The sequence below is a fragment of the Caballeronia sordidicola genome (assembly GCF_002220365.1).
In the GTDB taxonomy this organism is placed as follows: Bacteria; Pseudomonadota; Gammaproteobacteria; order Burkholderiales; family Burkholderiaceae; genus Caballeronia; species Caballeronia sordidicola_C.
On sequence record NZ_MTHB01000102.1, the window covers coordinates 26032 to 46694 of the forward strand.

Below are 20663 nucleotides of genomic sequence, written 5' to 3' on the forward strand. Positions count from 1 at the left end.
CGAGGGCCTGCCGCGAAAAGTATCCCTATTGAAGTGTTGGGCGGCATTTGAAGTCACGCAGCCTCCGAAATACGTCTGGCTGCGGTGCAGTGCCAGCTTCGACAAAAGTCGCGGCTCGTGAATCTACAAAACTGGAGACATCTATGTCAGGAAATCGCGGAGTCGTCTACGTCGGGCCCGGCAAGGTCGAAGTACGCAGTATCGCTTTTCCGGAACTCACGGACCCATCCGGCCGGAAAGCCAATCACGGCGTCATCCTGCGCGTTGTGGCTACCAATATCTGCGGGTCCGACCAGCACATGGTTCGCGGCCGCACAACCGCGCCGGCCGGCCTCGTGCTTGGCCACGAAATCACTGGCGAGGTAATCGAGGTTGGCTCGGATGTGATGACGCTACAGAAGGGCGACCTTGTCTCGGTGCCGTTCAATGTCGCGTGTGGCCGCTGTCCGATGTGCAAGGCGCAGAATACGGGCGTCTGTTTGAACGTCAACCCAGGTCGGCCAGGCGGCGCATACGGCTACGTCGACATGGGCGGATGGATTGGCGGGCAAGCCGAGTTCGTCATGGTTCCGTTTGCGGACTTCAATTTGCTCAAATTCCCAGACCGAGACCGTGCAATGTCGAAGATTCGGGACCTGACTTGCCTATCAGACATTCTACCGACGGGTTATCACGGTGCCGTAACAGCCGGCGTCACGCCTGGCGCAACCGTGTACGTTGCAGGGGCCGGTCCTGTAGGCATGGCGGCTGCCGCTTCCGCCCGACTGCTTGGCGCCGCCGTGACCATCGTCGGGGATGTTAATCCGACGCGACTAGAGCACGCCCGAAAGGTTGGTTTCGAAACCGTCGACCTGTCGCTCGATGTTTCCATGTCGGACCAGATTGCTAACCTGCTGGGCGAGCCGGAAGTGGACTGCGCCATTGATTGCGTCGGCTTTGAAGCCCGCGGGCACGGTCATGCTGGCTCACAGGCCGAAGCACCGGCAACCGTGCTCAACTCACTGATGGAAGTTACGCGAGTCGCGGGCAAGATAGGCATCCCTGGCCTGTACGTTACCGACGACCCCGGCGGTGTGGATGCCGCCGCAAAGCATGGCAACCTTTCTGTTCGGCTCGGTCTTGGTTGGGCCAAATCACATTCCTTCTTTACAGGCCAGACACCTGTGATGAAGTACAACCGTAACTTGATGCGGGCCATTCTCTGGGACCGCCTTAATATCGCCGAAATCGTCAACGTGTCAGTAATCAGGCTTGACGACGCGCCCGGTGGCTACGCCGAATTCGACTCGGGCGTATCCAAGAAATTCGTAATTGACCCGCACAACAGCCTCAAAGCAGCAGCCTGAGGCCGGTTTCAAAAAGGTTAGACCGAGCTTCCCCTGCCGTTTGTCAAATTGAAGGTCGGGAATACGCAGGCGCTACGCGCACCACTCCAAGGTTGAAATTGAGCCGGCTCACGCCGGCTTCTTTTTGGTGCGCCGAGCATGCGCAACAGCTTGGGGGTGCAAGTCCCCTGCCCAACCTGATGGTGGTGAAGGGCTAGTGAAACGCAAGGGCGTCGTCGCGAGGCGGGGTCTGAAGGAAGCGTGTAGCAAAGCCACGACCTGACGAACAGAAACCAGATGTGAGGCCTACCCGGGCGGACGAGCGAGCCGATGATCGCGAAGTCCATAACCATCAAGGTCCGGGGTGGTAGATCTGGCAGGCGTGTGGCGAAGGCGGTTGAGCTTACCTCGGGAGGCCTGTGCGATGTCCTGGAATCAGGACTGAACGGCCCGCAAGGGTCGCTGACCATCGTGCAGGAGTCAGCAGCGGGCATAGTACAGCGGCAACGCTGGAAGGCCCAAACGGAGAGGAGCGGCGAGTAAGCCGGAGAACTCGACATGGGAGAGCAGCAGAAAACGCAAAGCGTCCTTGACGACGGAGGTCTGGGTGAAGCCCGGATGACTGTCGCCCGAGGGGCTGAACCTATGGCGGCGTCCCCCGAACCTGAAAGCCCGTCGGCTTGTGACCGACTGATGGAAGAGGTCTGCGAAAGGGGAAACCTGAAGCAGGCATTGAAGCGTGTGAAGGCGAACAAAGGTGCACCGGGCGTGGACGGTATGACGGTTCAGGCATTACCAGCGTACCTGCGTGAGCACTGGCCGTCGATACGGGACACGCTGCTGAACGGCACGTACAGGCCCCAACCTGTGAGACGGGTCGAGATACCCAAGCCTGATGGCGGTGGCGTGCGCAAGCTCGGCATCCCTTGTGCGCTTGATCGATTCGTTCAGCAGGCGGTATTGCAGGTGCTGCAAAGGCAGTGGGACCCGACGTTCTCGGAGTCCAGTTACGGCTTCCGTCCGGGACGCTCGGCCCATCAGGCAGTGGAGCGCGCGCAGGGCTACATTCAGGCGGGACACCGCTGGGTTGTAGACCTGGACCTCGAACAATTCTTCGATCGCGTGAGCCACGACATCCTGTTGAGTCGGGTGGCAAGGCGGGTCAGCGACAAGCGAATGCTGAAGCTGATCCGCTCCTTCCTGACGGCGGGCGTGATGGAGAACGGACTGGTTGGCGCAACGGACGAGGGTACGCCCCAGGGTGGTCCCCTGTCACCGTTGTTGTCCAATCTGATGCTCGACGATCTCGACCGGGAGCTTGAGCGACGCGGGCTGCGATTCGTGAGGTACGCCGACGATTGTAACGTCTACGTACGCAGCGAACGCGCGGGTCAGCGGGTGATGGCAGGGCTGAAAGCCTTCCTCACCGGCAAGCTCAAGCTGAAGGTCAACGAGGCGAAGAGTGCGGTGGCTAAACCTCACACGCGGAAGTTTCTGGGATTCACCTTCCTGACCCGCGGGCATGTCAAACGGCGCATTGCGCCCAAGGCACTGCTTCGCTTCAAGGACCGAATCCGGGAGCTGACGCAACGCACACGAGGGATCAGCATCGAACAGTTGATGGAGCGGCTGAAACGCTACCTCACCGGGTGGCGCGGCTACTTCGGCTTCTGCGAGACGCCCAGCACGCTACAGCGGCTGGATGAGTGGGTACGACGCCGTATTCGCTGCGTGTTCTGGAAGCAATGGGGGACACAAGCCCCAACCGCTTCCGGGAACTGACAGCGCGCGGTGTCGATCGGGATCTGGCCGCCCAGACGGTCGGCTCTCCACACGATGCATGGCGACTGAGTAACAGTCCCGCTTTGCAACGGGCGCTCACCAATCGCTATCTCGGCTCCCTCGGTCTTCCATCGTTACGCACATAGCCGGTCAACCGATCCGAACCGCCGTGTACGGACCCGTACGCACGGTGGTGTGGGAGGGGTCGGGCCGCGAGGCCTGCCCCTATCCCGATTCTTTCACGAGAGACTAAAAAATCGTCACCGGCAAATTCACAGGCAAACTGACACGCATAACATGACGTAATGTCAGAGCGAATATAAAGCGCATTGACGCTCTTTTTGTACAACCAAATACTCAACCATCTCGGAGATTTAGCAGCCGGACCGATAACGGAAGTTGCAGTCAACCATTTCAAACTGGAAGCAACATGGCATTCAAGAGAACCATCACAGCAGTGGATACACACTCGGGCGAACCGATGCGGGTTATCACCGGTGGCGTCCCCCACATCCCAGGAAACACGGTCTACGAACAGATGCGTTGGCTGGAAAAGAACGATGACCAGGTTCGTATGCTCATGCTTCGTGAGCCGCGGGGCTACCCTCCGGTATGTTGCAATCTCATTGTTCCGCCCAAGCATCCTGACGCGGCCGCTGGCTACATCATCATGGAGCAGGTAGAGTATCCGCTGATGAGCGGCGGCAACACCATCTCCGTGGCAACGGTGTTGCTCGAGACGGGCATGATACCGATGCTGGAACCAGTAACCGAGTTCCAGCTTGAATCCCCGGCAGGCCTTATCGGCATCCGCGCTGAATGCAGCAACGGCAAGGTGACGCAGGTCACCTTTAAGAATGTTCCGGCGTTTGCCGCTCACCTCGACGCTGTGATTGACGTTCCGCATCTCGGTAAGGTCACCGTAGACGTAGGTTGGGGCGGCATGTTCTATGTCATCGCCGACGTCAAACAGTTTGACAATCTCCGACTGGTTCCCGAAATGGGGCGCGAGATTACTCGGGTGTCCTCGTTGATACTCAAAGCGGCTCAGGACCAGTTGCAGGTGCATCATCCGGACTTCCCGGAGATGGGCATTACAATTTCTCAACTCTCGGGGCAAATCGATGGTTCGCCTTCCAACTGGAAAAACGCCGTCACCGTCGCGAGCGGCCCGGTTGACTTCGACAATCCGGCCACCTGGACCGGGACGTTGGACCGCTGCCCCTGCGGGACTGGAATGTGCGCCAAGATGGCCACTCTGCATGCCAAGGGTCAGTTGAAAGTCGACGAAGCATTCCGTAACGAGAGTCCACTCGGGCTGCCTTGGAATGGTCGGCTCGTCGAGGAAACGAAGGTCGGAGACTACGACGCAGTCATCCCGACCATTGGCGGACAATCATGGATTACTGGTTTCGCCACCTATGTCCTCGACCCGACGGACCCTTTCCCTAACGGTTACACGATTGGCGATATTTGGGCGAAAAGTTGAGCTAAAGCGCGGAAAAAACAGCCGCCCGATGGTCTGGGCGGCTTTTTCTTCGGCGACGGCCTTGTTCACCCAGCCATGGTCCGCAGCTTTTGCAACATATCATCGTCGATGTCAAGTCCGCGGTTGACCGATGCCGCAAGCGCATCGGCTTTCTCGAAGCCAGGTATAAACACGCCGTGGACTGAACGCAACATCGCGAGATGATTGGCCAGTCGTGATTCGAACGATGGGTCGAGCAACGTCGGGTTAAACGCGATTACGCTTAAGCCAATTCCTGGACATTGGTTTCCGTCAACCCATGAAGGCGCGTCCAATGACCAGTTGGCGCCAGACATCGCTGACATCACTTCAACCATCAACGCTATGTTGCCGCCCCGGACTCCCCCGAAAGGAAGGAGCGCACCTGCCAGCGCTGCGACGGGGTCTCGCGTCGGCTCACCATTTTTGTCGATGGCCCAGCCTTCGGGCAAGGAGTTTCCCTGTTTCGCAGCCATGCGGACGTTGACATATGCTGTCGCGCTCGACGCCTGGTCAATCAATAGAACCGGACCGCCTCCTTGTGGCGCAGCAAATGCCATTGGATTCGTTCCATACAGCGCTCGCTTTGCGCCAATCGCAGCGACCGCCGCTGGCGCGTTTGCAGTAGCCAGTGCGACCAGACCTTTCTCGGCTAGGCGTTCGACATAGTAGCCAAGCGCGCCGCAGGTGTATGAGTTTCTCCCTGAGAAGAGCGCGATTCCTACGGTGCGAGCGGCATCGACAAGATCGTTGAAAACCCGGTCGAAGCCTAACTGCGCGATGCCACTGCGAGCGTCGACGCGAAAGACAGCAGCAGTCGGTCGTTCAATCACGGGCACTGCTCGTCCGTCAAGGCGACCCTCTTTCATGGCGTCAAGGTAATCAAACAAATGGCTCACGCCCACCGACTTCTGTCCTCTGCTCTCGGCGGCGACCGCTGCAGTCGTCAGAGACAAGGCTACATCTTCCGATGCGCCAGCGCCCAGCGCGGCGCTCTTACAAAGCGCAAATGCGTCGTCAATGCTAATCATGTGCTCTCCGCGGCTACCATTAGAGCCAAGCTTTTTCAAAAGGGAACGTCGAGAGCGGCTCGATACCAGCATCAGTCAGTAACACCTGTTGTTCCAGTTTGACCCCTTCGCCGCCGGCTTCATCACCAATGTAACTTTCAATGCAAAGCGCCATGCCGCTCTCGAAGCGCCCGTCGTATCCACCGCTCGTCCAGTCCGAGTAGTGTGCAATCGACGGATACTCGTCGACAAGGCCAATGCCATGCGCGACGCAGCTATAGCGGTTACGCGCGTACCGCGCCGGAATTTTCCAACTGCGTTCCGAAAACTCGCTGAACAACATGCCGACTCGAAGCACGTCCATGTTGAAGTGGAGTTGCTTGTGAGCTGCAGAGTACAGATGTCTTTGCTCATCAGTCGGTCGAACATGGCCGACCGTCCAGGTACGAGATATGTCAGCGCAATATCCATACGGACCCACGAGGTCAGTGTCGAACGCTAACAGTTCGCCTTCGCGCAAAACTTTGGCGCTGCATTCCTGCATCCACGGGTTCGTCCGCTCTCCGGAGGCAAGCAATCTCGTCTCAATCCACTCCCCGCCGTGCTTGATGTTTTCGAAGTGGAGATGGGCCCACAATTCCTGCTCAGTGATGCCTGGAACGAGTGCCTCGTGCATACGCTGGATGCCGCTCTCGCAGACCGCTATAGACCGCCGCATCACTGAAACTTCCTCCGGCGACTTTACACATCGAGCCAGTTCCGTGATTGCCTGACCATCAACCACGCGTACTCCCAGCTTCTCGAGGGCATACACCCCTTCCGGGTCCAGGCGGTCTGCTGCTACACATAAGTCCGTCGAGTAGGTGCGGAGCAGGTCTGCGATTTCTTCGGCCCATTGCCCGGCACGTCGAGCGGCTTCCGGACCGGCATTGAAATAGTTCCAGCAGGTCGCGCTCCGTATCTCGGAGACGCAATCGACGCCACGCCATACATGCTCGCAGCTGTGGAACTCGAACGCGATGACAGGGCCGGATGCGAACACAACCACATATCGCGTCGGATTCCGTCCTGTCCAAATCTGCATGTTCGATGTGTCGGTGGCGTATCGAATGTTGACCGGGTCGTAGAGGATGATTGCTGGACATTCATGCATGACAAGCTGCTCCCGGAGGCGGCCGAGCCGATATGCGCGTACGCTCTCGAGGACCTCATCGGAGCTGTCAGGACTCCAGGCGAACGGGTCAGACAAGGCATGAATGGTTTTCAAAGTCGACATTCTTTCTCCAAAACCGGCATGGGTTTGCGCTGAACCGTGCTTAGAAGCCGAAGGCCTGTCGCCGCAGGGTACAGTGGGATGTGAAGGTTGAGGAAAGCCGCGGATAAGCGGTTACAGAACCTTCAGGATGCCAGTATTGGAATGTCTAAAAATGCCGTCAATCCGCTTTATTTTCCATATCGCATTACTTCAAGTTATCCGTCGGACGGCGCGAGGCCGTCTTGGTGTGCCAACCAACCTACAAGGGCATAGGGTCGTCTCGTAGCCACTGGATAAGGGCCGGCACGGAGAACGTAATTGAGCGTCCGTGCGGTACGATGAGAAAATACGAATCCACCGGTTTGCTGGTTGCGGTTTGAAGTCGCACCAACTCACCGGAGACCAGCAAGTCATGCACGAGGCGCCCCCAACCAAGAGCGATACCTTGTCCATAGCGCGCAGCCTGTACTGCATCCGTATAAATGCTGCAGCGCAACGAGTAGCTGAGCCGGGATGGCCTGTGTCCGACCGAGTTGAACCATTCCTCCCAACCCATCCATCCCTCCGAGGTTGAATCGGATTCGATGAGCGGCAACCGGGCAAGCTCCTCCAGAGACTCAGGACCTTTGTTCGACTTGAGCCAGCGAGATGAACAAACCGGGAACACTTCTTCATCAAACAGCAGGGTCGAGCTTCCATCTCTCCACGACCCGTCACCGAACCTGATGGCGACGTCGACTTCATTGTGACGAAGGTCCGCTGTGAACATGCTGGTAGTCAGACGCAGTTGCAGGTTCGGCTCCAGGCTCTTGAGATTGGCTAGGCGCGGTAGAAGCCTCAGTTGCGAGAAGGCTGCGGTGGACGCGAGAACGATTTCGCGCTGCTCGACACCTGTCGACAACCGGTCGAAAACGCCGGCTATTTTTTGCATCGACTCGGCGACCACGAGGTACAAGGACTCGCCCTCGCTCGTAAGGGAAATCGAGCGATGAAGACGATGGAACAGTTTGACGCCGAGGGTGCCCTCGAGAAATTTCACCTGCCGGCTCACGGCTGCCTGGCTGACACCCAGTTCGCTTGCGGCATTGGTAAAACTACCTAGGCGCGCAACTGCTTCGAATTCGACAAGCGCAGTCATGGAGGGGATGACTCTTCGGTAGCCCTTCGGGCCTCTTGTAATTTTCATTTCTCTACCTTCTTTCGCCAGCCTTCAATCAAATTTAATAGCGGCTCTCATCGCAAGTCTGGACCACTCAGGGACAGGCCAGCTTTTTCGATGCCGTCGCAACCTCAGGTCATCCTAGAGGGATCGCCTTGCGCATTCGTCCAGCCTGTTCGCCGCGGCGAGTCGGCATCCTGTTAGGAATTCCGCATCATGTCAAGTCGCCACTATTGCCCCACACCTTCGGCTGTTCCAGGGGGAGACGACGCCTGAAGCAGCAATTTTCGGCGCCTCAAATAGATGGTCACGAAGACTTGAGGCAGGCCTTGGACCAGGGCCTGCGTGCCAATTACGCCACCACAGTATGTTGCATAACTTGAAGTAATACGACGGAGACAATAAAGGCGGTTGACGCTCAAAATTTGCACTTCAATACTGATAGCAAGGCTTCAAACAGAAGCTTGAGACTGAGAATAACGTCCTCCGGAGCGCTACTGTGTCTTTCATCCCCATCAAAACTCATCGCGAACTGATTGATAGCCGTGAACCCGGCCACGGACTACCTGGCGAGCTGTTCGGCCGTCAGGACGCGTTTCAAAACGACGTGGATGTCTTTTTCCAGAAGCTGTGGATTCTCGCTGGAGTAACTGCGGACGTACCCGAGCCCGGCGACGTATCGACCGTGGAAATTGGCAAGGCATCCATCATGATTGTTCGGGACGAAGACGAGAACATCCGTACGTATCGCAATATCTGCCGCCACCGCGGGTCGCGGATTATGAAAGAACAGGGCAAGACAAGTGTTGGCATGCTCGTGTGCCCCTATCACCAGTGGACGTACGACCTCGACGGCAGCCTGAAGCATGCCAAACACATGGGACAGGAGTTCGACCGCTCATGCAAGAGTCTGATTCCGGTGCACACCAAGGTGGTCGGCGCTCACATCTTCGTTTGTCTGTCTGACGAACCCCCGGCCGACATTGCGAAGCTCGAGGAGGTCATGACACCCCGGTTCGCACCGTATGACATGCAGCGCACAAAAATCGCCTACGAGATGGATGTCATTGAAAATGGCAACTGGAAGCTCGTCATGGAGAACAACCGGGAGTGCTATCACTGCGAGGCTACGCATCCGGAGTTGACCAATTCGTTCCTCCCCGAAGATTTTGGGTTCTGCCCTGATGGCCTAGGAGAAGAAGCGCTCGCGGCCTACGAAACGTACGTTGCCCGCAATGCTGCGAGCAAGGAGAACTGGGAGAAGGACGGGTATGTATGCTCGATTTTCGAGTCTCTCGACGAGAGCGTACATACCAACTTCCGCACCCAGCGCCTCGTCATCGCCGGCAGCAACGAATCCCAGACGCTGAGCACAAAGATTGCCTGCTCGAAACTGCTTGGCAATCTGCAAAGACGCGACCTGGGTGACGTGCACATGTGGGGGCACAATTCGTGGACTCACGTGATGAGTGACCATTCGGTGATCGCATTCATCCTTCCAGTCGCGCCGGACAAGACGCTTGTTCGCACGAAGTGGCTCGTGCACGCGGATGCCGTGGAAGGAGTCGACTATGACCTCAAGACACTGACCGAGGTCTGGGTTGCGACAACCCGGCAGGATGCGGAACTCGTCCAGAACGTGCATGCAGGCACCCAAGACCCAGCGTATATCCCGGGCCCTTTTTCGCAGTACACGGAAGGCGCGCTCGACGAGTATTCGCGTTGGTATTCGGCGAAGCTGAAAGAGCACGGCATCTAATCGATCACTAACGATGTCGGTCCTGCGGGTCCGACGCTCCCTGCCGGCCAAAAATAGGCGTTGCCGTTGCCGTTGCGAATGTAGGCCATAGGCTCGTGTGCAATTCCTCGTCCGTCGGCCGCCGGTGGAGGCAGTTTTACGGCAATTTAACCGTGCTATGAATTCGCGAAGGCAGTGTCGCTGGGCCAGGTAAAGATTGTGAAATGGATGACGAACGCAACTTCTACGCGCTTGAGGCCGTGACGTCGCGATGTCGAGCTTTATGTTGTCCACCACGCGCGTCCTCATTCGACCGCGCGGTACCCGTGCCTCCATACGCGAAGGCCTATCAAACTCGGGAAAAAAGGGAAGCGTTTCTGCACTTATCTAATCAGGAGTACAAAAAGTGAAAGGATACTGGATTGTTCTCGGTTCCGACCTTGCGGACCAGGCGTCGCAGCAATACTATGCCAAGCTATGGGCTCCAATAGCCGAAAAATATGGCGCAAAGCTCGCATCGTTGGAACCTGGAGCTGTTCTTATGGAGGCCGAGCAAACAACGCGGGTCGTACTCGTTGAGTTTCCATCCTACCGACAGGCCAAGGCTTGCTATGCGGACCCGGCTTACGAAGAAGCGAAACAGTACGCGATGAAAGCTTCGAAGCGAGAACTACTGATTGTCGAGGGTGACCTCGCGTAGCGCGTCGAGTATTGAGCGTGAGTTATGTCCGAAGAAGTCCAGTATAGGCATTCCATCAGCATGCCCGGCTTAACACTTGGCACAGCCCGGTATGCCGAGTTTCGCTTCGAACCTCACTACCATCTCGACTATCATATAGGGCTTGTTGGGAGTGGCGTGCAGCGTCAATCGTTCCGTGGCGAGACTCTCTTACTCACGCGGGGCGCCATTCAGCTTATGCCTCCGGGCGAAGTCCATGACGGTATCGCCGCTTCGGATGGCCCGTACACCTTACAGACATTTCGCGTGTCCTCCGCGCTGTTACATGGACTTGGCGAAGAAATCACCGGCAAGCACTACTTTCCCTCTCAGGCCGCGACAGTGCTAAAAGACAGCAGCCTCGCCGGCCAGTTGCTCAAAATGCACACGGCTCTCCAGCACGCCACAGCCGACCGGATGACGAATGAAATTTTAGTCTTCGAACTATTGGAATCATTGTTTGCCCGAATGAAGCAGCCATCACCTCGGCGTCATTCCGGCGCACTGTCGCCGCAGCATCTTCGGCTGGTTCGGGATTTCGTGGACGCGAAACTTGCCGACAAGATCGTTCTGGAGGATCTGTCTCTCCTCATCGGCCTCGACCGGTTCCGCTTCCTGAGGCTCTTCAAGCGCGCTGTCGGTATGACCCCTCATGCCTGGTTGCTACGGATGCGGCTGGAAAAAGCGGTGGCATTAATGACCGCGAACAGGCAGATGCCGATCACCGAAATCGCGCACGCTGTCGGCTTCTTCGATCAAAGCCATTTCACCCGCGTTTTTCGCGATGCTTACGGTGTGACGCCCGCGCGGTTCTGACCTCCGCACAGCAATTTTTTACAAGGCGAACAGGTAACGAATCAGTAGTCTGCGATTTCCGGCCTAGCCCAATCCTGGACGGCCTTCATCTAACGCAGAAGAACCGAATGACTACTTTCAGCTTTCTCGACGACTACAGCGAGGGCGCGCACCCCGACATACTCCGCGTCCTGACTGAATCCAACTTCATCCAGGAGGCGGCGTACGGGGACGACGCCTATTCAGCCGAGGCAACGGCGCGGATCAAGGCTCGACTCGCCGACAGCTTCGAAGGGGCGATCTACTACGTTGCGGGTGGAACGATAGCGAACATCGTTTCGATCTCAAGCTGCCTTCGGCCACACGAAGCCGTCATCGCAGCGAACTCAGGGCATATTGTGGTGAGAGAGGCTGGTGCGATCGAGGCAACGGGCCACAAACTCATCACCGTCCCCCCGTCGATGGCAAGCTCACACCTGAGCTTATCGAGTCCGCGCTTGCCAGCAATGCTCATTTTCCACACATGGCTAAACCCCGGCTGATCTATCTGTCAAACGCGACCGAAACGGGCACGATCTACACGCTGGCGGAACTGCGGAAAATATCCGATCTGGCCAAGCAGCGGGGTCTCATTTTGTTTTTGGATGGTGCACGCCTCGCAGCCGCCTTGGCTTCAGACAAGAACGATGCGACCCTGGCCGATATTTCCGCTCTCGTAGATATTTTTTGGATCGGCGGAACTAAGGCTGGTGCGCTTTTGGGTGAAGCGATCGTCGTTTGCAATCCGGCCTTAAAAGATGACTTTGCTTTCCACCTCAAGCAGCGTGGCGGCATGCTGGCGAAAGGCCGGCTATTGGGCATCCAGTTTCAGGAGCTGTTCGGCAGCGCCAACCTCTTCTTCGCCAATGCACAACATGCCAATGCGTTGGCGGCGAGGCTCGCCTCCGGGATCGTGTCGAGCGGGTACGCTCTTCAGTCAGAAACGGTGACGAACCAGGTATTTGCGATCTTGCCGGATTCCGTCGTCACTGCATTGAAGCAAAACTTCGCGTTTTACGTATGGGGCCCGGCGCATGTCAATCATTCCGCGATTCGGCTGGTAACGTCGTGGGCCACAGAAGAACGTCAGGTCGATGCCTCTTTGAGTCGACTGCTGTGAGTTGACTCTCACCCATGGTTGCCTTTCGCCGTCCAAGTCGCACCATGATCTGGCAGAAAATGGCGCGACTAAAGGCCAACGTGACGGACTCGGACGACTGTTTTCGCGAGGACTGAGTAACTCTCGTGAGCGACCTTGATCTGATCCCCGAAAAGTGGACGCCATGAGGGTGTTAATCAGCCTTATGGAGGATGGCATGAATCAGGACAGAATCGGAAGTACACGGTGGAGTATCCCGCCGCGGCGGTCAAGCAGGTGGTAATGGGCCAGCGTGGATTTGCGAGAGGTAGTGCGGAGTCGGGAGATGCCGGACAAGGCGCTGGCAACTGGGTGAACAAAGCTGGAGGATACGTGCCGACAATCAAGATATTTAACGCTTCGCGACGCGCGGACGAAAATAAAGCAGCGGAAAGAGCGCTGTCGAGTATCGAAAATGATGAAGTATTCCGCTCCGCGGTGAAGGATGGCCCGATTAAAACTGCATGGAGTATCGCTCTCTGGTCGAATGCGTGGCATGAAAATGTATTTGCCGAAATGACCGCTCGTCATGGCATATCGCACGATGAATTTAGCGTGCTTGTCTGTTTGGGCACGTATGGCGCCCTGCGGGCCAAGACAATCTGTGATGTCACCGCGCGACCGAAAAATAGCATAAGTCGTGCGGTGACAACCTTGTCGGACAAGAGACTCATCTCACAGCAGGCCGACTGCGATGACCGTCGCAACGTGCGTCTTGCCATATCAAGAAGCGGTCAGAACATGCTGAAGAGCCTCTTTCCGATTGCATCTGCGTTCCAGGACATCATGCTCGACGCATTGAACGAGAAGGAACGAGCGGTCCTTGACAAGATTTTCGACAAACTCATTGAGCATCGGCATAGCTGGCCTCTGTAACGCGCACAGTCCTGCCGATCAAGTTGCTTCATGAGATCGCGGGTCATCTAGACAGTCGATGCCGAGAATGACATTTTGCGCGCCCTAGAGACGCGTGGGTTGTACGGGTCCCATCTATCGATGATCAAAGATTCACGAGGTAAACGGATGCTGCAACCCGCATCATCTGGAAACCTCCAATGACGAAAAGGAATCTCTGTGATGGAGCAACGCGGCGCCGATCCCCAGCACGGCTCGGTCGAAATGTGGCTGGATGTTGCCTACGGAAGCCTACTTGAAGGAGGGGTCGAAGCTGTTCGCATACTCCCTCTAGCAAAGAAACTTAAGTTGTCGAGAACGAGCTTTTATTGGGTCTTCGAAGACCGTGATGCATTGCTAAATGCGTTGCTAGGACGCTGGAAGTCGAAGAACACCGGAAACTGGATCACTCGAACCGAAGTATACGCAGACAACGTCTGCGAAGCGGTACTGAACGTGTTCGATTGCTGGTTCGACGACTCCGTCTTCGACTCGCCGTTTGAGTCTGCTATTCGGGGTTGGGCACTCCAGTCCCCTGAAGTTGCGCGAGAGGTGGCCGAGGACGACAGGTTGCGAATTGCCGCCTTGATTGCATTGTTCGAGCGGTTTGACTACGGCAGAGCGACCGCTGATGTACGGGCCAGAGCCATGTACCTCGCACAGATAGGATATGCGTCGACGCAAGCCCGCGAGGATATTTCGATTCGCATGATGCGCGTCGCAGACTATGTCGAAGTATTTACAGGCCTGAAGTCTGGAGACCGGGATCTTCAACGTTTTTTTTCCAGAATAAACGGTTAATCTGAACGTCCCTGATCATAATTCATGCCTCCGTTGCAGACGATGGCGACTGGCTAAAGTCCGTGTAACGGTCATTAGCGACGCCGCACGTTGAGACCCTCTCCGAGGTGCGAAGTCTCAAACGCAACTTTTGCGAATGGACTGTGTGACAACTCCGACAATGATGTCAACAACGATTCCGAATCCTCCTCCGTCAACAATGCGTCCGGCTAACGCGCCGGCAATACCACCGATAACCAGCCAAAAAATAATTCCATGCGAGACAGGTTCCATGACGCCCTCCTTAGGGAAGGTCTGCATAAATGGTGCAGGATTGAGTTGCCAAATAGACCGACGACTGCGACGATTGTGGAATGAAACAAGCTAATCTGGGATTGGATTTGACGACCAAACGAACGCGTAAGCGGGAGTTCCTCGACGAGATGGACCGTGTGGTTCCGTGGGGCAAACTGGTGGCGCTGATAACGCCGCATGCCCCCGAAGGCAAGCGAGGGCGCCCGCCGTTTCCAGTGGAGACGATCTTGCGGATCCATTTCATGCAGCAGTGGTTCTCCTTGAGCGATCCTGCAATGGAAGAAGCGTTGCACGACGTGCCGCTGTTTCGAGAGTTTGCTGCGCTGGACAACTGGAACATGCGTCTGCCTGACGAGAGCACGATCTTGCGATTCAGGCATCTGCTTGAGAGGCATGATCTTGCCGCCCAGATGCTCGACGTGGTCAATGCGGTGCTGAGCAGCAAAGGGCTGTTGCTCAAAGCGGGTACGGCAATCGACGCTACGCTGATCCCAGCGCCCAGTTCGACCAAGAACGCGAGCGGTGAGCGCGATCCGGAGATGAGCTCGACCAAGAAAGGTAATCAGTGGTACTTTGGGATGAAAGCGCATGTGCGACCTGAAAGTCGCTTGAATTTCTGTTCGACGCAACGTGCCGTTGCGATTGAACCGGCTGTTCCATCATCCGTTTCCTACCCAGACATGCGGAGCCGGCAACGGCTCGGTGTGAAGCTCTGGGGACAATGTAACCACCGATAGTATCGGTACGCAGACCCGCGAGGGGAAGCAGAATCTGCCAGCACAAGGGCGGTGAGGAACTAGGAACGAGCGGTAACGACCAACATAAGTGAACCTCTACAAACGTCGTCATCATTGAACAAGCCAAATGTGCTGACAGGCTTGAGCCAAAATGGCACGCGGCAAGGTATGGCCTCTGTGTGCTGGGCCATCATGGACATTGCGCCGCCGGCGGATAGGAGGGGTCCGCCCCGCTCTGAAATTCTTGCGGAACAGGGTAAGCCCGTAGTGCTGCCGGCGACGGCAGGCGAACCGCAAGGAACGCTGTTGGTGCTGCGGGTAAAGGATGGCGGAAAAAGCGAACGCCCTCCTGTAATGGGATGGATATCGGCTGCACGATGGCCGGACGCGAAAGCGGGCAGACTTCCGTGTGGCCGTTCATGGCGAGAGAACTTGATTAATCGTTATACGAGGGAAAGCAGATGACGGCAATCGACGGTACTGCGCAAGCAGCGTCGCTCGGCGCTGGTGCACCCTCGCGCCCCACCAGGATGTGGAGTCAGGCTGATTGGCCTCGCATCAAGGACGAGGTGAAACGACTCCAGGCACGTATCGCTCAGGCAACCAAGGAAGGCAGATGGGGCAAAGTAGGTGCCCTGCAGCGTCTGCTGACCCGCTCGCATAGCGGCAAAATGCTAGCCGTGAAACGGGTGACAGAAAATCGCGGCAAGAGAACGCCGGGCGTTGACGGCAAGATTTGGCCAACTCCGGCGGCCAAATGGAAAGGGATGGAGGCGATGCAACACCACGGCTATTGTGCGTTACCGCTTCGACGTATCTACATCCCAAAGAGCAACGGCAAGAAGCGTCCGTTAGGAATTCCCCGCATGCTATGCAGAGCCATGCAGGCGCTATGGAAGCTCGCGTTGGAGCCCATTGCGGAGAGCTTGGCGGATCCAAACTCGTATGGGTTCCGCCCAAAACGTTCGACTGCCGACGCCATTGAATGTTGTTTTACCACGCTGGCGAAGCGTAAGTCACCAGAGTGGGTTCTAGAGGGAGACATCCGTGGTTGTTTCGATAATTTTAGCCACGACTGGATCCTCAAACATATACCAATGGATAAGGTGGTCCTGCGGCGATGGCTTAAGGCCGGATTTATCGACAAAGGCACCCTGTTCGCGACTGAGGCGGGAACTCCGCAAGGGGGCATCATCTCGCCCGTCATCGCAAACATGACGTTGGATGGACTTGAAGCGGCAGTAGATGCCAGCGTAGGGCCGACGCCACGCGCGCGCCGAAAAGTCAAAGTCAACGTCAATCGGTATGCCGACGACTTCGTCGTAACCGGAGTATCGAAAGAGATTCTGGAACAAAACGTACTCCCTGCGATCAAGCAATTCCTGATCGTTCGGGGTCTGGAACTCTCGGAAGAGAAAACCAGAGTCACTCACATCGCCGATGGGTTCGATTTCCTTGGGCAGAATGTACGTAAGTACAGCGGTAAGCTGCTCATCAAACCGGCCAACAAGAACGTGAAAGCCCTGTTGGAAAAGGTTAGGGAAATCGTGAGGCAGAACAGAAGCGCCACACAGACGAATCTTATTTTACTACTCAACCCTGTTATTCGAGGTTGGGCCATGTACCACCGCCATGTGGTTTCCAAGTCTTGCTTTACGTCGATAGATGCTTACATTTGGCGCCTCTTATGGACCTGGGCCATGCGTCGGCATCCCAATAAAGGCGCAGGATGGGTGAGGAGCAGATACTTCCGGGTAGAGGGAAATCGTACTTGGGCATTTACGGCGCGGACTAACGACCGCGGAGTAATTCGGTTGTTCCGAGCCACGATGATTTCAATTGTTCGCCACGTGAAGATACGTGGGCAGGCAAATCCCTTTGAACCTGCGTGGTCGTCTTACTTTGCTCGTCGCGAAGCCGCGATCGATGATTGATTGCTCGGTCCTACTATAGGGGCTGAGGAATGGCTTGAGCCGGATGCGGGGTGACTCGCACGTCCGGTTCTTAGGGGGCGGTGGCGCAGCAATGCGCTGCTGCTACCCGACATCGGCGTAGATGCAGAATCCGGGCTGGTACATACCGTTGAGGCAACGGCGGCGAACGTGCACGACATTGTCAAAGCGGACGCACTGCTACACGGCGAGGAAACTGTTGTGTACGGTGACGCGGGCTATCGCGGCATACAAAAACGCACGAACACAAAGGCAGTGCAATGGATGGTCGCAATGTGTCCTGGCAAGCGTGCGGCGCTGGACAAGAACGACGCGCTTGATCGCATCGTCAATGAAATCGAATACCTTAAGGCAAGCGTTCGAGCCAAGGTAGAGCATCCGTTTCGGGTGATCAAACGGCAGTTCGGCTTCGCGAAAACACGCTACCGTGGTCTGAAGAAAAACACCGCGCAACTGACAACGCTGTTCGCGCTGTCTAATCTCTGGATGGCACGTCGCAAGCTGATGAAAATGTGAGTGGTAGACGCCGCAAGAGCGGCGATCCACAAACATTAAGCTCAATTTCAGGTTCGTTTTCATTCAGTTTTGCAACGCAAATACGTCTTCGGAGACACACCAATTTCGAATGTGCTGAACAGTCACGCTGAAAACGAGTTGTTCAGACTTTCCTTAGGTCGGGTTTAACGGGCAGCGAGCATTCCGACGATGACCCCAGCGAGCGCTGCAGGGGCGATAGCTTTCCAAGGATTTTCGTGTGCGAAGTCATCGGTGGATTCGGAGACAACGTGGTACCGGTCTTGCACGACGTTTCGCGCGTCAGCGAGTTTGTCCCGGACCAAAGCCACCTTAGCGCCAACGCCTGAGGTCGCATCTTCCCCCCCGTCGACTACGGACGAAGCGTCGGATGCTTTTGGATGCCTCGCGTCTCCAGTCGCTTCAGCACGTCCTGCACCGGTCGGCGGCGTCGCTGTCGTCGCACCCGCAGCATCGCCGCCGCTGGTGGACGATGTAGAGGAGCTGAATGTGGTCGGCGCCGCTTCGTTGGAACCGCTTGAACTACCTGTTGGGGTGTTAGCAGCTCCGAGGCTCTTATTGACGTCAGACATTTGTCTCTCCTTTGTGTTTGCAAGTGCGCAAGTACTCGCAAACGGCATGCCCTCGCATTGCGACATGCTTCGGGTTTTAGGCACAACAATTCGCGCTTAAACCCACCAAGTCCGTCGTACATATGAGCCGCGAACGCAGATGCTCGCTGCACGTATCTCGACGCCCGACACTCGCACGTATGCATGCCGGCAAAGTGCGGAAGGCGAGATTTTGCAGACAATGTCACGGCTTCGTACTGGTCAATCGCGACTTGTTTTCATAACGCTGCACCTGCGTTTCTGCGCTCGTTGCTAGTATGGCGCGGGCGGAATGGGCGTCGACCATCGCGCCCGATATGCTGTGGGGATTTGTGGCTAAATGGCGAGGGATTTATGGCTAAAAGGCGAGGATTTACGGCTAGGCTGCAATGCAAAACACAGAGCGTCTCACGGAGTTTTTCCAGAATTTTCGGAAGCTAAACATTAATAAGAGAGATTCAAACCATCAGTGTCCCGCGCGCGGAAGCAACTCGCTACGCTCGCCGCCGCTGAGGCATGCATCTCGTGCCTGCGGCGCGGACGGAAACCTTTCATGGCTTGGGACTTGGCTTACCAGGACGGCAGTGTCGCCGGATGGATGTATCCAAATCTCCCCTCGGTTATGCACCGGTGTTGTGAGGATACAGGATTCGAGGCCGTCACGCTGAAGGTCGCTCGTTGGTCAGACGGTTGCACTTACGCCGTGCGCCACGGTGGCTCGTTTCGGTCACCGATTTCCGAGGTCGGGGATTTGCGGCTAGCGAGTGAGCCTCACTAATTGTTGCTCTGAGCCTTGGTTGTGAACGGTGGTCGGAAAGCGACACCAGATGGCGGCGTCAATCAGAAACGCTAAATTACTTGTTCTTCAGAGCGGGTTTTCGGCGGCTGGCGGAGGTGCCGATGGGCGGGTATCGGGTGCGTCGGAAGGAGCCCGAAGGGCGAGTGTAGACGCGCCCGGTGCGGTTCACTTCTGAATGGGGTGACGCAGGAGTCGGTATGCGGTAGAAGAAGGTTTTACCTACCGCCGAACAAACAGGTCCGACACCGGCCCAAACTGCCAGGTTCATTCCGGTGTCGAACCCAACACGCGTACGACGGGGCACGAGTGCGCGCCAAGTATTGCACGCCTCGTTAGCCCTGTCGATACTGCATCGGCATTGACGGGGATTCTCGATGCCGGCGTCAGGCCGACTGTTCGTGTGTGTGCGCTGTCGGGCGCAGGTCATTGTTTGCCGCCGTTGCGACCGCGGCCAAATCTATTGCAATAGCGACTGCGCCGAGCTTTCGCGCCATTCCAGCATGCGCGAGGCCGGCCGGCGCTACCAGCGCAGCCGCCATGGCCGCTTTGCACACGCCGAACGGATGCGCCGCTATCGCAGCCGCCGGAATAAAGTGACGCATCACGGTTCCGTCATGCCTGCCGCCGATGCTCTACTGGCACCGACTTCGACGACGTCGGCGGCCACAGCACCGGTACCCATAACCACCCCACCTGTGCTTGAGCATTGCCACTTCTGCCAATGCGTCTGTTCGGGCTTCGTACGCCTCGGGCCACTTCGCCGTCGGGTCTTCCATGATGTTTGCATTCCTACGCATTACACAGGACATGACCCATGACCATTGGAACCGAACTTGAAGCACAAATCCTTCGCTACTACCATGTTGAGAAGTGGCGCTGTGGCACCATCGCGCGCCAGTTGCACGTGCACCGCGGCACCGTCCAGCGCGTGCTAGCTCAGGCCGGACTGCCCCGAATTGGCACCGTTCAGCGGCCCTCGCAGATCGACGCATATCTCCCATTCATCCTCGAAACGCTCAAGAGGTTTCCGTCGCTCACGGCCAGCCGCCTGTATGCCATGGTCTATGAGCGCGGCTACCGCGGCGGACAGCACCACTTCAGACACTTGGTTTCGCTTCATCGTCCGCGCCCGGTGGCCGAGGCGTACCTTCGGCTACGCACCTTACCTGGAGAGCAAGCTCAATGCGACTGGGGGAGCTTCGGCCATCTGCAAATCGGACGTGCGCGTCGACCCCTGATGGCCTTCGTGATGGTGCTGTCGTGGTCGCGACAGATCTATCTGCACTTCTTCCTCGATGCGCGGATGGACAGCTTCCTGGCCGGTCACGCCGGTGCCTTCGCGGCATGGTCCGGCGTCTCAAGGGTCATCCTGTACGACAACCTTAAAAGTGCAGTGCTCGAACGCCAGGGCGACGCGATCCGCTTCAACCCAACGCTGCTCGCGTTCGCCGCACATCATCGCTATGAACCGCGGCCCGTGGCCGTGGCCGTAGCCAGAGGCAACGAGTATGGTGTAGTAAAAAAAATGTCGCGGTGCCTCTTAATGACCCTGTATTACCTGTCAGGTTGACGCGTTCATGGCGACATAATTTCAGG

The 20663-nt window shown here is 56.9% G+C and carries 15 protein-coding genes and 4 pseudogenes; 13 read left to right on the top strand and 6 right to left on the bottom strand.

Features of this window, described 5'->3' with window-relative positions; translation table 11 throughout:
- Nucleotides 1–143 precede the first annotated feature (143 nt).
- From fdhA to BSU04_RS15585, 3 genes are all read left to right on the top strand, one after another.
- Nucleotides 144–1346, top strand: a complete 1203-nt coding sequence (gene fdhA / locus BSU04_RS15570; RefSeq protein WP_089161443.1) for a formaldehyde dehydrogenase, glutathione-independent — start codon at nucleotides 144–146, stop codon at nucleotides 1344–1346.
- Nucleotides 1347–1883: 537 nt separating this feature from the next.
- Nucleotides 1884–3107 carry a group II intron reverse transcriptase/maturase gene (ltrA, locus tag BSU04_RS15580; protein WP_256982808.1) on the top strand — a complete coding sequence of 408 codons (1224 nt, stop codon included), beginning with the start codon at nucleotides 1884–1886 and terminating at the stop codon, nucleotides 3105–3107.
- 430 nt (nucleotides 3108–3537) lie between these two features.
- Complete coding sequence (locus BSU04_RS15585; RefSeq protein WP_089161445.1) at nucleotides 3538–4596, top strand: proline racemase family protein; 1059 nt, start codon at nucleotides 3538–3540, stop codon at nucleotides 4594–4596.
- Nucleotides 4597–4661: 65 nt separating this feature from the next.
- On the opposite strand, the gene BSU04_RS15590 is transcribed toward BSU04_RS15585, so the two are convergent.
- The 3 genes from BSU04_RS15590 to BSU04_RS15600 all read right to left on the bottom strand — a co-directional run bounded on the left by BSU04_RS15590 (nucleotide 4662) and on the right by BSU04_RS15600 (nucleotide 8017).
- Nucleotides 4662–5645, bottom strand: a complete 984-nt coding sequence (locus BSU04_RS15590) for an Ldh family oxidoreductase (protein WP_179258331.1) — start codon at nucleotides 5643–5645, stop codon at nucleotides 4662–4664.
- Between the two features lie 19 nt (nucleotides 5646–5664).
- Nucleotides 5665–6900: a M24 family metallopeptidase gene (locus tag BSU04_RS15595; protein ID WP_089161447.1), complete on the bottom strand. Its 1236-nt coding sequence runs from the start codon at nucleotides 6898–6900 to the stop codon at nucleotides 5665–5667.
- A 238-nt stretch (nucleotides 6901–7138) separates the two neighbouring features.
- Nucleotides 7139–8017: a LysR substrate-binding domain-containing protein gene (locus tag BSU04_RS15600; RefSeq protein WP_218827294.1), complete on the bottom strand. Its 879-nt coding sequence runs from the start codon at nucleotides 8015–8017 to the stop codon at nucleotides 7139–7141.
- Between the two features lie 520 nt (nucleotides 8018–8537).
- On the opposite strand from BSU04_RS15600, the gene BSU04_RS15605 reads away from it, so the two are divergent.
- The 6 genes and pseudogenes from BSU04_RS15605 (at nucleotide 8538) to BSU04_RS15630 (ending at nucleotide 14161) form a co-directional block, all read left to right on the top strand.
- The gene (locus tag BSU04_RS15605) at nucleotides 8538–9797 is read left to right on the top strand and encodes an aromatic ring-hydroxylating oxygenase subunit alpha (protein ID WP_089161448.1); all 1260 of its coding nucleotides are present in this window, start codon (nucleotides 8538–8540) and stop codon (nucleotides 9795–9797) included.
- A 385-nt stretch (nucleotides 9798–10182) separates the two neighbouring features.
- Nucleotides 10183–10476: a DUF1330 domain-containing protein gene (locus BSU04_RS15610; protein WP_089161449.1), complete on the top strand. Its 294-nt coding sequence runs from the start codon at nucleotides 10183–10185 to the stop codon at nucleotides 10474–10476.
- 24 nt (nucleotides 10477–10500) lie between these two features.
- On the top strand, nucleotides 10501–11310 hold the full coding sequence (locus tag BSU04_RS15615; protein WP_089161450.1) for an AraC family transcriptional regulator: 810 nt from the start codon (nucleotides 10501–10503) through the stop codon (nucleotides 11308–11310).
- Between the two features lie 107 nt (nucleotides 11311–11417).
- A pseudogene (locus BSU04_RS15620) lies at nucleotides 11418–12448 on the top strand (threonine aldolase family protein).
- A gap of 225 nt (nucleotides 12449–12673) precedes the next feature.
- A complete protein-coding gene (locus BSU04_RS15625) occupies nucleotides 12674–13342 on the top strand; it encodes a MarR family winged helix-turn-helix transcriptional regulator (RefSeq protein WP_089161451.1) in 669 nt (222 codons plus the stop codon).
- A 201-nt stretch (nucleotides 13343–13543) separates the two neighbouring features.
- Nucleotides 13544–14161 carry a TetR/AcrR family transcriptional regulator gene (locus BSU04_RS15630; protein ID WP_089161452.1) on the top strand — a complete coding sequence of 206 codons (618 nt, stop codon included), beginning with the start codon at nucleotides 13544–13546 and terminating at the stop codon, nucleotides 14159–14161.
- Between the two features lie 147 nt (nucleotides 14162–14308).
- On the opposite strand, the pseudogene BSU04_RS15635 reads toward BSU04_RS15630, so the two are convergent.
- Nucleotides 14309–14434, bottom strand: a pseudogene (locus BSU04_RS15635) (GlsB/YeaQ/YmgE family stress response membrane protein); the annotation flags it as partial.
- A gap of 80 nt (nucleotides 14435–14514) precedes the next feature.
- Here BSU04_RS15635 and BSU04_RS15640 point away from each other — a divergent pair.
- The 3 genes and pseudogenes from BSU04_RS15640 to BSU04_RS15650 form a co-directional block, all read left to right on the top strand.
- Nucleotides 14515–15096: pseudogene (locus BSU04_RS15640) on the top strand (IS5 family transposase); the annotation flags it as partial.
- 557 nt (nucleotides 15097–15653) lie between these two features.
- Entirely contained in the window at nucleotides 15654–17126 is a 1473-nt protein-coding gene (gene ltrA / locus BSU04_RS15645; RefSeq protein WP_089161453.1) for a group II intron reverse transcriptase/maturase, read from the top strand.
- Between the two features lie 111 nt (nucleotides 17127–17237).
- Nucleotides 17238–17660: pseudogene (locus tag BSU04_RS15650) on the top strand (transposase); the annotation flags it as partial.
- Nucleotides 17661–17824: 164 nt separating this feature from the next.
- Here BSU04_RS15650 and BSU04_RS15655 read toward each other — a convergent pair.
- Entirely contained in the window at nucleotides 17825–18316 is a 492-nt protein-coding gene (locus BSU04_RS15655) for a DUF883 family protein (RefSeq protein WP_306427194.1), read from the bottom strand.
- A gap of 1134 nt (nucleotides 18317–19450) precedes the next feature.
- Nucleotides 19451–19669 (bottom strand): hypothetical protein, encoded by a 219-nt coding sequence (locus BSU04_RS15660; protein WP_062003996.1) that lies wholly within the window; start codon nucleotides 19667–19669, stop codon nucleotides 19451–19453.
- A 212-nt stretch (nucleotides 19670–19881) separates the two neighbouring features.
- Between BSU04_RS15660 and istA the strand changes: the two genes are divergently transcribed.
- Entirely contained in the window at nucleotides 19882–20637 is a 756-nt protein-coding gene (istA, locus tag BSU04_RS15665; protein WP_256982812.1) for an IS21 family transposase, read from the top strand.
- Nucleotides 20638–20663 lie beyond the last annotated feature (26 nt).

What these genes read in the sequence shown, in the direction of transcription:
- fdhA (WP_089161443.1), top strand. Translation starts at nt 144, where the DNA reads ATGTCAGGAAATCGCGGAGTCGTCTACGTCGGGCCCGGCAAGGTCGAA.
- ltrA (WP_256982808.1), top strand. Translation starts at nt 1,884, where the DNA reads ATGGGAGAGCAGCAGAAAACGCAAAGCGTCCTTGACGACGGAGGTCTG.
- BSU04_RS15585 (WP_089161445.1), top strand. Translation starts at nt 3,538, where the DNA reads ATGGCATTCAAGAGAACCATCACAGCAGTGGATACACACTCGGGCGAA.
- BSU04_RS15590 (WP_179258331.1), bottom strand. Translation starts at nt 5,645, where the DNA reads ATGATTAGCATTGACGACGCATTTGCGCTTTGTAAGAGCGCCGCGCTG.
- BSU04_RS15595 (WP_089161447.1), bottom strand. Translation starts at nt 6,900, where the DNA reads ATGTCGACTTTGAAAACCATTCATGCCTTGTCTGACCCGTTCGCCTGG.
- BSU04_RS15600 (WP_218827294.1), bottom strand. Translation starts at nt 8,017, where the DNA reads ATGACTGCGCTTGTCGAATTCGAAGCAGTTGCGCGCCTAGGTAGTTTT.
- BSU04_RS15615 (WP_089161450.1), top strand. Translation starts at nt 10,501, where the DNA reads ATGTCCGAAGAAGTCCAGTATAGGCATTCCATCAGCATGCCCGGCTTA.
- BSU04_RS15630 (WP_089161452.1), top strand. Translation starts at nt 13,544, where the DNA reads ATGGAGCAACGCGGCGCCGATCCCCAGCACGGCTCGGTCGAAATGTGG.
- ltrA (WP_089161453.1), top strand. Translation starts at nt 15,654, where the DNA reads ATGACGGCAATCGACGGTACTGCGCAAGCAGCGTCGCTCGGCGCTGGT.
- BSU04_RS15655 (WP_306427194.1), bottom strand. Translation starts at nt 18,316, where the DNA reads ATGTCGCAATGCGAGGGCATGCCGTTTGCGAGTACTTGCGCACTTGCA.
- BSU04_RS15660 (WP_062003996.1), bottom strand. Translation starts at nt 19,669, where the DNA reads ATGCGTCACTTTATTCCGGCGGCTGCGATAGCGGCGCATCCGTTCGGC.
- istA (WP_256982812.1), top strand. Translation starts at nt 19,882, where the DNA reads ATGACCATTGGAACCGAACTTGAAGCACAAATCCTTCGCTACTACCAT.